Origin of the sequence: Bradyrhizobium neotropicale, assembly GCF_001641695.1 — a bacterium.
GTDB lineage: Bacteria > Pseudomonadota > Alphaproteobacteria > Rhizobiales > Xanthobacteraceae > Bradyrhizobium > Bradyrhizobium neotropicale.
Genome location: NZ_LSEF01000095.1, coordinates 1 through 12,599 on the forward strand (window position 1 = coordinate 1; position 12,599 = coordinate 12,599).

The window sequence follows — 12,599 nt, forward strand, 5'->3', positions numbered from 1 at the left end:
CTAGTGGTTCATCACAGTGGTTTTGACTCTTTGGCGGCAACTGGATAGGCGCGACCGAGTTTGGCGCGGGCTTTGTCGGTTGTGAACATCCATTTGATGCGGTCTCGCGCCTTGTTTCGCTGCCGTTGCCATGCTGCGATTTCTTTTCGAAGCCTTTTGGGATCGTCGATGCGACGGCCGAGACACTGGCGCTGCAGCACGCTGATCTCGCACTCGACCATATTGAGCCAGCTGGCGTGTTTCGGGGTGTAGTGGAACTCGAGGCGGCGCAGGATGCGACGGGCCTCGGCAGGCGCAAATGCCTGATATAGCGCGCCGGCCGTATGAATCGACAGATTGTCCTGCACCACACGGATGCAGGCGGCATTGGGATAGTGGACGTCGACGAGTTCGCGCATGCAGTGCGCGTAGTCGACCGCGGCGCGGTGGTCTGTAACCTTGACATTGCGCCAGCCGCGATGCGGATCGAAGGTGACGAAGAGATTGACGGTACCGTTGCGGCGATATTCGTAATCGTAGCGCTCGCGCTGTCCCGGTTGGGCAGGGATCGGCTGGCGTACCTCGCCGATCAGCTGGACTGGGGTCTCGTCGAAGCAAACCAGGGGCCGCTCGGGATCCGGCGCCTCGGCGTAGAGATCGAGCACATCCTCCATCCGGGCGACGTATTCGCCGTCGACATGAGGAATGCACCACATATCCCGGCGCCACGGCTTGAGGTCGTTGTCGGCCAGCCGGCGGCGCACGGTCTCGCCCGACAGGCTGGCGTGATCGGTGAGCTTGACCATCGCGTCGGCCAGCAATGTCAGCGTCCAGCGTTTGCGGCCGGCGGGCGGCTTGGCGCATGCCGTCGCCACCAGCAGGGCCTCTTCCTTGCCTGTCAGCTTGCGTTCCGCGCCCGGACGCGGCTCCTCACTCAAGGCCCGCTCCAGATTGCCTTCTACGAAACGGCGTTTGGTCCGGCCGACGGTGGAAAGGCTGACCCGGACGGTTCGGGCAATCTCCGCGTCGCAGCTGCCTGAATCGGCCGCCAGCACAATCTGAGCCCGTTTGAGTTTGCGGGCGGAATGCGTGCCGCCGCCGAGCATTGCCGTCAGTTCGTCCCGCTCGGCTTGGCTCAATTCGACCCGATAACGTACATTCATGCTTCGCCTCCTTGTCGGAGGCCGGGACGAATCCAGCTATGAGTCAAAAATCAGGCGCGCACTTCACCGAGAAGCAGGGACACTATCTCGCTTTCATCCATACCTACTCGTACATGTTCGGACAGCCGCCCGCCGAGGCCGACATCCAGCGGCATTTCCGCGTCAGCCCGCCGTCAGTCCACCAGATGATCCTCACCCTCGAACGCAACGGGTTCATTCGTCGCCAGCCCGGCGTCGCTCGAAGCATCGAGATCCTCTTGCCACCCGAAAAGTTGCCTATCCTCGGATGGCTCGGTATCAAAACGTCAAAATCACTGTGATGAACCACTAGCCTGTCGTAAGTGTAGATCCTGCTCGTTCCATCGGGGAAAGTGATCTTCGTGATCCGATCGGCCGCGTCGTAGTCGTAGATGACCGTCCAGCCCTCGGAGTCCGTGTAGGTCCTGACCCTGTCGTAGGCATCGTAGGTGAAGCTTGCGGCGGTAGCATTGTTGGCGTTGACGATGGTGGTGAGATCGCCGGCCGCGTTGTACTGATAGCTGGTCGTCTGGCCGAGAGGACTGGTGACGGATGCGACCTGACCGGTCGAATTGTAGGTCAATCTCGTGGTCTGGCCAGCCGCGTCGGTAAAATAAATCGGACGGTGTTTCGTATTGTAAGTGAATTGCGCGAGCGTGTGTTGAACGCCATAGGCGGTCGTCTGGCTGATTGCTGCGAGATCGATCTGGTTGGAATAGGCGAAGGATGTCGTCCGTCCGAGCGGATCGGTGATCTGGGTCGTCTTGAAATAGCCGCTTGTATCGTAAGACACGCTGCTGAGCTGCGTCGTGCCGTCGTCGAGAACGCGTGCCGTCACGCTCGGTTTGACATAGTTGCCCGAGAAAATCGCTTCGGTCTGTCCGGGGTAGTTGAACCAGATGCGGTTCTCGAGGGCATATTTGATGCTCTCGACCACGTTTGACTTCTGGTTCGCATTGCCGGCGACGTGGGCAAAGTGCGTGACGCGCGCCTTGGTGTAGTCGCATCCACCGGTGGGCGTGCAACCGGCCGCAACATAGGCGCTCCTGTCCCAGTGGAAGCTGTTTCGATAGGTGAGGTACTGGTTTTTCGGTGCAATCGGCATTCCCACGGGGACGGTGGCAGCGGGATCGCTATCCGGGATAGGCGCCGGCTCGAGCCACTCTTCGCGCTCGCTGTTGCCGAGCGGATCGGTCACCTGGAGGAAGCGGGGCGGGGCGCTCGTGCCAGGCGCCGTATACGCAAACGTCGTGGTGCCGTAGGGCGTCGTCAGGGAGTTGACGAGCGAATTGGCGTCGTAGGTGAAACTCGACGTGATGCCGATGACGTCTGTGATCGAACGAAGGCGAAAACTAGAGTCGTAGGCCAGCGCCGCGCTGCGTCCGAACGGATCGGTGATCTTGGTGATCAGCAGCGGTCGGCTTGCCAGCTCATAGCTGAAGGTGGTTTGCCTGCCGACGGCATCGGTCAGCGAAACCAGTCTTTGCTGGTTATCATAGTTGAGCGTCAGCGCGTTACCCTGCGGATCGATGATTTGGCTGAGAAACACGTTCCTCGGATAACTCGTGCTCCCGTTGGATTGCGCGTAGATCTCGACGCCTCCATCGCTCAACTGGCGCCGATAGGTGATCGGAGATTGGGACGCCAGAACGAGGATCGAGCCGTCATTAGTTTGCGCGGCGAATTGCCCAGTCCGGCTCTGATAGCCATTGTAGAAGTAGGCGCCCCCGCCGGCGATGTATCTCGATACGGAAGCACTGGGATGCGCCGGATCGTCCGTGACATAGCTCAACCAGTTCAGCGTCCATTTCGGACTGAGGTTGAAGAAATTGAAGACGGCCGGTTGGCTGTCTTCTCGCTGGTTGTAGACGATCTGCACCTTCGCGGAGGGCCCGATCGGTGGTTTGTAGCCGACGGGTGTGTCGGAAAGGTTGAGGCTCACGGTCGCTTCGCCGATGTTGTAGAAGCACATCGGACAGGAGCACGAAGGATTGCAGCCCTGGGGCGGTCCACCGGCTTCCTGTGGGGGCCCATTGCCATCCGGCGGCGGTGGTCCATTGTCGTCCGGCCGAGGGCCGTGGGGCGGAGCTGGATTCGCATTTGGATCCTGCGGCCCGGTTGTCCCCGGTGGCGTCCCCGTTGTCGGTCCCTTGCCCCTCACATTGGCCGCCTCGACGGCAGAGGCCTCCCGCCAACCGGCAATCGCAGTCGTGCGCGCCGGTGTCAGGAAATATCCACTCGCCTCGGCGTCCAGTGCCGCACGGCTCACCCAAAAATCCTGATGTCCGAACACGGGATCGTGGATGTGGAAGCGGCCGTCGGCTTCGCCCACGATCGCCGCGAAATGCCCGGCCTTCCAGTGCACGATCGCGGGGACAGGCACCGGCTGGCTCGCGTCGCGGTACACGAGGCGATGCGCGAACTTTGCCTTGTCCGCCAGTTGCCCGACCTCATCGAGGCTGGTGCCGTTCCGGCCGGCTCGATACCACTGCAGGAAGCTGGCTTGCTCCGGCTTGCCTCCCTCTGCGATCATCAGTGATTGAAGCGCCAGCGGGCCACAGATGAAGAGGTGGCCGGGATCCTTCTCGCTCAGCACCAGCTCTTCGCGAGCCGACTGAACGGCCTCGGTCGCCGATCCCGTAATCGGGCGTTCACCGATTTCGTCGAAGAGGGCTGCCAACTCGACATTGCGACCGAAGGATGCGTAGAGTCGCGCAAGCTCGCCGACAGCCCGGTCGACGAGCGCCTTCGCAAGCGGATCGGTCGCATCCTTGCCTTCGCGCCACGCGTTCTTCCAGGCGTCGAGCGCGCGCGAGAAATAGCCCTGGTGACGATAGGTCAGGCCGAGATTGGTCCACAGTGCCGGTGCCCATGCGGAGTGGGGATAGCGGGACAGGAATCCGGTGAGCTGGCTTGTATCTTCGTGGTCCGCGCGCCGTGCATGGCCCTCCAGGGCCCGCAGCAGTGCATCATCTTCGGCTGCCGACGTCGGGCCGGTCTTGATCAGCGGCTCGCTGAAATGGGCGGCGCGGATGGCCTCCGCGAGTCCGCCCGTGGCCTGCTCGGCATCTACTTGCATAGCTGCAACGGCGCATGGTGTCGGGCCTGGCACCAGTGTAAGCGCAAACATTGCCGCGACAAGCCATGCCGGCCATCTCGTTGACGTCATCGTCAATCTCCAGACCTTGATTTTCCGTGGGCGCGCTATGCGCGGTCATCGCTCGAACGTCGGACTCGCGTTCACTGTGGGGTCCATTTCAGGTAACAGCCCCACACGCCCGAGCCCCAGTTTTGGGACGTCGGCGCGCTGGACATCGAATAGCTCTGCGCGGTGCGGTTGCCGTTTGCGTCGTAGGCGTAGATGATGCAGAGGCCATTGTCGTAGGCCGCCGACGTCACGCGTCCGACCAGGTCGTAACTGTAGGTCACCGTAGCGGCGCCCAGGCTCGAACCGGGCATGAGGAGCAATACTGGTATGGCGAGCGCCAGACCGGCCTTCATTGCGGAAGACATGAGGGGACTGTTCATTCGATCCCCCAGCCCTAATTTTGCGCCCAGGACATGATCGTCCCGATCGTCCGGCTACTGGCGATTGGATTGGCGGGGAAAATCACATTGTTGTAGCCGCTCGTGCCAAGAAAGCCGGATGATTTGGCGGTCGAGAACAACGTCAGGAAATTGACGCCGTCCTGACTGAACGCGAAGGATACGTTCGTGCCGTCATCAGCAACGCGAAGCCAGATCGGTTGCGAAAAGCCATTGTTTGCGCTCGTCAGGTCGTTGGCGCTGAATGACGTGGGCGAGTTCCATTTTTCGACTTCAAAATAGGGGGGGCCGCCGTTCTGCGTGGCGTATGAGAGCACGTGAAGCTTGTTCGTGCCGTCGTACCAGCCAATGCCAACGCCATTGTACGAGGTGCTGCTGCGCGTCGCGGCAATCAGCGCGGTGATTGTGTATGGCGTTGACGGTGCCGACCGGAAGACGCCGGTCAAGCCGTTGCTGGTCGTAACATTGAGGCTGAATCCCACTGCGTTGTCGGCGGTGGTACTGCTCCCCTGATTGAGCCAGTTCAGCAGTCCCGTGCTCGCGGCGGTGGGCCGGCCGGAGAGCACGGGACCGTACAAGCCGCCTGCACTGCCAGCGGCGTGAGGGGCCCGACGGCCCCGAAAGCGCCGCTGCCGGCATTGTATTGCAATGCATTGGTCGAGCCGGTCGGCGCAGCATTGTTGAGGCAGGTCAGCAGCGCGTTGTAGTTCGCCATGACCTGCGTGGCGTCCGCCGGCTGACCATTGGTCAATTGATACGGCAACGCGCATTGTGCGCGAACGCTGCTGTTACTCGCGATCAGAAGAGCCAAAACGGCGCAAGCCGCATGGATGATGCGTCGCTGCATGCTGTGTCCTTGCATTGGTCGTCGTTCCAGGAGGCGGCAGCTTCCGAGCTGCGCATCGAGGGCCGACGTGAGATAGGGGTGGAGGGGGCGAAGTCCCGGGATTATCCCGAGCGGATCAGGGCGTGCCCAGGCGTGACACGATCTTTGAGGCCTACAGCAAACTCATTTGCGACATTTGCCATTGAACATTCCCTCGAAGGACATTTCCCGCGAAGCGCTTGGCTTCGTCAGAGACGATCCGCCGGTAAAAACGTAAGTCGGATGATTGCGGTTGTAAATAAAAAAAGATGCAACGCAAAATTTTGTCGTTGAATCGAGCGTGTCTAAAAATGGTCACGTTGGAGCTACGGTGACAGAACTACGGTGACAGTGAATGAAACTTGCCGACCCGTCCGCCGCCCTTCAGGCGCCGGATTTCACCGCAACTCCGTCGCGCAATGCACAGCCGTGTCGCAACGCTCTTTGCCGGGCGAGACCTTCGCGTCTTTTCGACCTTCGCATAATGCCCCTGTTTTGCCCGACGTGTCAAAGGTGGTTTCGTAAAATCAGCAATTCCTTTGTTGCCAACGGGTTGGCTACTGTGCATGGGGTTGTTTTTCAGTTTTTTAGTTCGTGCCTGTGACGGCCGGCGTTCCTCATGCAAAAAGGGCCGCCCCGATGGGCGGCCCTTCCGTCTCACGTCAAAGCGCTTCGGCTTACTCGGCGGCCTGCTTCTGCGGCGGGTCGAGCGCGCCGGACTTGTGGATATCGGCGACCTGGTGATCGCTGAAGCCCAGCACCTGGCGCAGGATCTCGTCGGTGTGCTCGCCGAGCAGCGGCGAGCGCTGCACGTCGCTCGGGGAGTCCGACAGCTTGATCGGGTTGCCGACCGAGATGTACTTGCCGCGGGTGGGGTGGTCGACCTCGACCACGGTGCCGGTCTTGCGCAGCGACTCGTCCTCGGCGATCTCCTTCATCGACAGGATCGGGCCGCAGGGGATGTCGTCCTTGTTGAGGATCTCCATCGCCTCGAACTTGGTCTTCGTCATCGTCCACTGCTCGATGCGGGCGAAGATCTCGTTGAGCCGCGGCAGGCGGGCCGGCGGCTTGGCGTAGTTCGGATCGGTCTTCCAGGTCGGCTCGCCGATCACATCGCAGATCTTCTCCCAGACTGGGGCCTGGGTGATGAAATAGATGTAGGCGTTCGGATCGGTCTCCCAGCCCTTGCACTTGAGAATACGGCCGGGCTGACCGCCGCCGGAGTCGTTGCCGGCGCGCGGCACGGCGTCGCCGAACGGAATGCCTTCGCCGAACTGGCTGTACTCCTTGAGCGGGCCGTGGGCGAGACGCTGCTGGTCGCGCAGCTTGACGCGAGCGAGGTTGAGCACGCCATCCTGCATCGCAGCCGTGACGCGCTGGCCCTTGCCCGAATGGGTGCGGTGGTAGAGCGCGGTGACGATGCCGAGCGCGAGGTGCAGGCCGGTGCCGGAATCGCCGATCTGCGCGCCGGTGACGAGCGGCAGGCCGTCGCGGAAGCCGGTGGTGGAGGCGGCGCCGCCGGTGCACTGCGCGACGTTCTCATAGACCTTGCAGTCTTCGTACGGTCCGGGGCCAAAGCCCTTGATCGAGGCGACGATCATCTTCGGGTTGATCTGCTGGATCTTCTCCCAGGGGAAGCCCATGCGGTCGAGCACGCCGGGGCCGAAGTTCTCGACCAGCACGTCGCACTTCTTGATCAGCTCGGTCAGGACTTCCTTGCCCTTGGGGTTCTTGGTGTCGAGCGTGATCGAGCGCTTGTTGTGGTTGAGCATGGTGAAATACAGGCTGTCCACGTTCGGGATGTCCTGCAGCTGGCCGCGGGTGATGTCACCCACGCCCGGGCGTTCCACCTTGATCACGTCGGCGCCGAACCATGCGAGCAACTGCGTGCAGGTCGGCCCCGATTGGACGTGGGTGAAGTCGAGAATGCGAACGCCCGTGAGCGCCTTTGTCATCGTGTTTGCTCCGTACTCTGTCTGCCCCTGCACCCGCAGGGAATGATGGGTTGAAGGGGAGGACTTACTTTTTCTTCTGCAAGACGCTCTGCGGATTGAGGTTGCCGATGCGGCCGCTCTCCGAGCCCGCGGCGGGATCGATCACCGCGTTGATCAGCGTCGGCTTGCCCGACTTCATCGCCTCGTTGACGGCGCGCTTGAGCTCGTCGGGCGAAGTGGCATTCACGCCGACGCCGCCGAAGGCTTCCATCATCTTGTCGTAGCGCGCGCCCTTGACGAACACGGTGGTCGCGGGATCTGAGTTGGCGCCGTTGACGTCGGTGCCGCGGTAGATGCCGTCATTGTTGAAGATGACGACGCAGATCGGCAGATTGTAGCGGCAGATGGTCTCGACCTCCATGCCGGAGAAGCCGAAGGCGCTGTCGCCTTCCACCGCCAGCACGGGGTTGCCGGTCTCGAGCGCAGCGGCGATCGCCTGGCCCATGCCGATGCCCATCACGCCCCAGGTGCCGACGTCGAGACGCTTGCGCGGCCTGTACATGTCGATGACGCCGCGGGCGAGGTCGAGCGTGTTGGCGCCCTCGTTGACGAGGATCGCCTCGGGGTACTCCTTGATGACGTTCTTCAGCACGCCGAGCGCGCCGTGATAGTCCATCGGCGACTTGTTGTTCATGAGCTTCGGCGCCATCTTGGCGACGTTCTCTTCACGCTTGGTCGAAATGGCCTTGGTCCATTCGGCCGGCGGGGCGGTCCAGCCCGCACCCATGGCCTGGTTGAAGGCCGAGACGACCGAGCCGATGTCGCCGACGACGGGCGCGACGATCTCGACGTTGGAGTCCATCTCCTTCGGCTCGATGTCGACCTGGATGAACTTCTTGGGCGCTTCGCCCCAGCTCTTGCCCTTGCCGTGCGAGAGCAGCCAGTTCAGCCGCGCGCCGATCAGCAGCACGACGTCGGATTCTTTCAGCACCGTCGAGCGGGCCGCGCCGGCGCACTGCGGATGGGTGTCGGGGAGGAGGCCCTTGGCCATGCTCATCGGCAGGAACGGCACGCCGCTCTTCTCGACGAAGCTCTTGATCTCTTCATCGGCTTGCGCGTAGGCCGCGCCCTTGCCGAGGATGATGAGGGGGCGTTTTGCGCTCTTCAAGACATCGAGCGCGCGCTTGACCGACGCGGGCGAGGGGATCTGCGCGGGCGCCGCGTCGATCACCTTGACCAGCGACTTCTCGCCGGCGTCGGCGTTCATCACCTGGCCGAACAGCTTTGCCGGCAGGTCGAGATAGACGCCGCCCGGACGGCCCGAGACCGCGGCGCGGATGGCGCGGGCAAGACCGATGCCGATGTCCTGGGCGTGCAGCACGCGATAGGCCGCCTTGCACAAAGGCTTTGCAATCGCGAGCTGGTCCATTTCTTCGTAGTCGCCCTGCTGCAGGTCGACGATCTCGCGCTCGGACGAGCCGGAGATCAGGATCATCGGGTAGCAGTTGGTGGTGGCGTGGGCGAGCGCGGTGAGACCGTTGAGGAAGCCGGGTGCGGACACGGTGAGGCAGACGCCGGGCTTCTTGGTGAGGAAGCCGGCGATGCCCGCCGCGTAACCGGCGTTCTGCTCGTGGCGGAAGGAGATCACGCGAATACCGGCGGCCTGCGCCATGCGGCCCAAGTCCGTGATCGGGATGCCCGGCACATTATAGATCGTGTTGATGCCGTTCAGCTTGAGCGCGTCGATGACGAGATGGAAGCCATCCGTCAATTCCTGCTCGGTGCCCGGTGCTTCGGACTTGGTCGCGGTATTCAGCATGGGCCTTGTCTCCCTGGTCTCAAGGTGCCGTTTTAGGCTTTTGGGGGCGAATGGTTCGCCCTTCTGGTGAAGGTTGCTAGGTGAAGAGCTACGTGAATAGTTCCTGGCCGTGAGCTTCGACGTAAGCCGCAAGGCCAAGGGTGTGATCGCGGGCGCGCTTCTCGGCGAGTTCGGTGTCGCGCGCTTCCAGCGCCTCGATGATGCCGAGATGCTCGGGCAGCGAGGTCGCGGTGCGATCCTTCCGTCCGATCGTCAATTGCCGGTAGCCGCGCACGTGCAGCAGCAGGTCGTTGGTGAGATCGACCAGCACCGGCGATTCCGACAGCGAGATCAGCGCCTGGTGGAAGGCGATGTTCGCCTTGGAATATTCCTCGACGTGATCCTCGGGCAGGTGGTCCTTGCCGAAGTCCTTGAAGAAGTCGCGCAGCGCCGAAATGTCCTTCTTGCGCGCGGTCGTGGTGATCAGGCGGGCCGCCATGCTCTCCAGCGCCGCCCAGGCGCGGATCATGTCGACGATCTCGCTCTTGGTCCGGCGCACCACCATGATGCCCCGGCGCGGCACGGTCTTCACGAAGCCGTCCTGCTCGAGCATTGCGATCGCTTCGCGGATCGGCGTACGGCTGACACCCAGGCGTTCGGACAGTGCGCGCTCGTCCAGCATCACCGGCTCGGGCGTCGAATAGATGTCCATCCTGAGGATGGCTTCCTTCAAGGCGTCATACGCCTTGTTCTTGAAGCTGCTCTCCGGGGCAATACGAACGATTGCGATGTCTGCCTCGGCCATGTTCGGCAATGCCTTGGTTGGTTTCCGCAGTGACACGACGATTCTCCTCCAGTGGGAGTCGTCTTTTACAGGAATATTGACTGGAAAGTTTTTGGCATACCACATGCCAGAATGTCAAGCTGCCTATTTTTTGCAGCGTTCCGGGCGACGCGGCGGCTTGACAAGTTGGCTTCTGGCATACCAAATGCCATCGCCAGCCATTTTTGATCCAAGCCGGCGGAGTAATCTCGGCGTTTGCGCCAACTCCGTTCCGCGGCATGGAACAGAGCGCGGCGGATGGCAAGCATCACGGGCAGCCGCAACACGCGCGCGCTTTGCAAAGCAAGAACTGAGGTCAAGGGAGAAACCACATGTCCAATTCCAAAGATGCCGTCCGCAAGGTGCTTGACCAGGTCAAGGCGGACAACCGCTCCAGCCTGACGGCTCCGGAGGGCAAGCTGGTCTGCGACGCCTACGGCATCCCGGTTCCGAAGGAGGGGGTCGCGAAGTCGGCCGGCGAGGCTGGCAAGATGGCCTCCTCGATGGGCTTCCCGGTCGTGATGAAGATCGTCTCGCCCGACATTCTCCACAAGACCGAGGCCGGCGGCGTCATCGTCGGCGTCAAGACCGCGCAGGATGCGGAGAAGGCCTACGAGACCATTCTCTCCAACGCCAGGAAGTACAAGGCCGACGCCAAGATCGAGGGCATCCAGGTGCAGCAGATGCTGTCCGGCGGCACCGAGGTCATCGTCGGCTCAATCACCGACGGCTCGTTCGGCAAGCTGGTCGCCTTCGGTCTCGGCGGCGTGCTGGTCGAGGTGCTGAAGGACATCACCTTCCGCCTCGCGCCCGCGACCAAGGAAGATGCGCTGTCGATGCTCGACGGCATTCAGGCGCATGAGATTCTGAAGGGCGTGCGCGGCGGCGAGCCGGTGAACCGCACGGCGCTCGCCGACGTCATCGTCAAGGTCTCGCAGCTCGTCTCGGATTTCCCCGAGATCGTCGAGCTCGATCTCAACCCGGTGTTCGCGACCCCGAAGGATGCGACCGCCGCCGATGTCCGCATCGTCGTCGACTTCGCCTACAAGCCCAAGCCGAAGCCGCGCCCGACCGAAGAGATCGTCGCGGCCATGAACCGCATCATGCAGCCGAAGGCGGTTGCCGTGATCGGCGCCTCGGCCGAAGACGGCAAGATCGGCAACTCCGTGATGAAGAACCTCATCAACGGCGGCTACAAGGGCGAGATCATTCCGATCCACCCCAAGGCCGCCGAGATCCTCGGCTACAAGGCCTATAAGAGCGTCAAGGACGTGCCGGGCGTGATCGACGTCGCGGTGTTCGCGATCCCCGCAAAATTCGTCGCCGGCGCGCTGACCGAGTGCGGCGAGAAGAAAATCCCTGGCGCGGTGCTGATTCCCTCGGGCTTCGCCGAAGCCGGCGCGCCCGAGCTCCAGGCCGAGATCGTCGAGGTCGGCAAGAAGTACGACATCCGCCTGATGGGGCCGAACATCTACGGCTTCTACTATACGCCGGCCAATCTCTGCGCGACCTTCTGCACGGCCTACGACGTCAAGGGTCACGCGGCGCTGTCGTCGCAGTCGGGCGGCATCGGCATGGCCATCATCGGCTTCTCGCGCTCGGCCAAGATGGGCGTCTCCGCCATCGTCGGCCTCGGCAACAAGTCCGATATCGACGAGGACGATCTGCTCGCCTTCTTCGAGCAGGATCCCAACACCAACCTGATCGCGCAGCACTGCGAAGACCTCAAGGACGGCCGCGCCTTCGCGGAAGCCGCCAAGCGCGTCTCCAAGAAGAAGCCGGTCGTCGTGCTCAAGGCCGGCCGAACCTCGGCCGGTGCGAAGGCGGCGTCCTCGCACACCGGCGCGCTCGCCGGCAACGACAGGATCTACGAGGATGTGTTCAAGCAGTCCGGCGTGATCCGTGCGCGCTCGCTGCGCCAGCTGCTCGAATTCGCCCGCGGCGTGCCGGTTCTGCCGACGCCGAAGGGCGAGAACGTGCTGATCATCACCGGTGCGGGTGGCTCGGGCGTGCTGCTGTCGGACTCCTGCGTCGACAATGGCCTGTCGCTGATGTCGATGCCGCCGGATCTCGACGCCGCCTTCCGCAAGTTCATCCCGCCGTTTGGCGCGGCTGGAAATCCTGTGGATATCACCGGCGGCGAGCCGCCGATCACCTACGTCAACACGGTGAAGCTCGGCCTCTCCGACGATCGCATCCACGCGCTCATCCTCGGCTATTGGCACACCATCGTCACGCCGCCGATGGTGTTCGCCCGCAACATGGTCGAGGTGAAGAAGGAGATGGAGGCCAAGGGCTTTGTGAAGCCGATGGTCGCCTCGCTCGCCGGCGACGTCGAGGTCGAGGAAGCCGCCGAATATCTCTACCAGAACGGCATCCCGGCCTATGCCTATTCGACCGAGCTGCCGGTCGAGGTGCTCGGCGCCAAGTACAAGTGGGCGCGCGGGGCAGGGCTGCTCTGAGACGGAGATGT

Annotated in this window: 10 protein-coding genes and 1 pseudogene; 2 read left to right on the forward strand and 9 right to left on the reverse strand. The window is 62.6% G+C overall.

Features of this window, described 5'->3' with window-relative positions; genetic code table 11:
• Positions 1-11: 11 nt before the first annotated feature.
• Complete coding sequence (locus AXW67_RS32375; protein WP_063675747.1) at positions 12-1,142, reverse strand: IS630 family transposase; 1,131 nt, start codon at positions 1,140-1,142, stop codon at positions 12-14.
• A 113-nt stretch (positions 1,143-1,255) separates the two neighbouring features.
• Here AXW67_RS32375 and AXW67_RS42350 point away from each other — a divergent pair, with 113 nt between their 5' ends.
• Positions 1,256-1,462, forward strand: coding sequence for a LexA family protein (locus AXW67_RS42350; protein ID WP_347336765.1), 207 nt, complete (start codon positions 1,256-1,258; stop codon positions 1,460-1,462).
• Between the two features lie 23 nt (positions 1,463-1,485).
• On the opposite strand, the pseudogene AXW67_RS45185 reads toward AXW67_RS42350, so the two are convergent.
• The 8 genes and pseudogenes from AXW67_RS45185 to AXW67_RS42915 form a co-directional block, all read right to left on the reverse strand.
• Positions 1,486-4,329 (reverse strand): annotated as a pseudogene (locus AXW67_RS45185) (cysteine peptidase family C39 domain-containing protein); the annotation flags it as partial.
• A gap of 71 nt (positions 4,330-4,400) precedes the next feature.
• Positions 4,401-4,688, reverse strand: coding sequence for an RHS repeat domain-containing protein (locus AXW67_RS43360; RefSeq protein WP_201723745.1), 288 nt, complete (start codon positions 4,686-4,688; stop codon positions 4,401-4,403).
• Positions 4,689-4,702: 14 nt separating this feature from the next.
• Positions 4,703-5,284: a hypothetical protein gene (locus tag AXW67_RS32390; RefSeq protein ID WP_161491315.1), complete on the reverse strand. Its 582-nt coding sequence runs from the start codon at positions 5,282-5,284 to the stop codon at positions 4,703-4,705.
• Complete coding sequence (locus AXW67_RS32395; RefSeq protein WP_063681198.1) at positions 5,230-5,553, reverse strand: hypothetical protein; 324 nt, start codon at positions 5,551-5,553, stop codon at positions 5,230-5,232. Before AXW67_RS32395 ends, AXW67_RS32390 begins: the two co-directional genes overlap by 55 nt.
• A gap of 695 nt (positions 5,554-6,248) precedes the next feature.
• Positions 6,249-7,526 carry a formyl-CoA transferase gene (gene frc, locus AXW67_RS32400; protein ID WP_027554784.1) on the reverse strand — a complete coding sequence of 426 codons (1,278 nt, stop codon included), beginning with the start codon at positions 7,524-7,526 and terminating at the stop codon, positions 6,249-6,251.
• Between the two features lie 64 nt (positions 7,527-7,590).
• Complete coding sequence (gene oxc, locus AXW67_RS32405; RefSeq protein WP_063681199.1) at positions 7,591-9,324, reverse strand: oxalyl-CoA decarboxylase; 1,734 nt, start codon at positions 9,322-9,324, stop codon at positions 7,591-7,593.
• Positions 9,325-9,412: 88 nt separating this feature from the next.
• Entirely contained in the window at positions 9,413-10,108 is a 696-nt protein-coding gene (locus AXW67_RS32410) for a GntR family transcriptional regulator (RefSeq protein ID WP_198024795.1), read from the reverse strand.
• Positions 10,109-10,173: 65 nt separating this feature from the next.
• Positions 10,174-10,446 (reverse strand): hypothetical protein, encoded by a 273-nt coding sequence (locus tag AXW67_RS42915; RefSeq protein ID WP_161491316.1) that lies wholly within the window; start codon positions 10,444-10,446, stop codon positions 10,174-10,176.
• A gap of 12 nt (positions 10,447-10,458) precedes the next feature.
• Between AXW67_RS42915 and AXW67_RS32415 the strand changes: the two genes are divergently transcribed.
• On the forward strand, positions 10,459-12,588 hold the full coding sequence (locus AXW67_RS32415) for an acetate--CoA ligase family protein (RefSeq protein ID WP_063681200.1): 2,130 nt from the start codon (positions 10,459-10,461) through the stop codon (positions 12,586-12,588).
• The last annotated feature ends 11 nt before the right edge of the window (positions 12,589-12,599 follow it).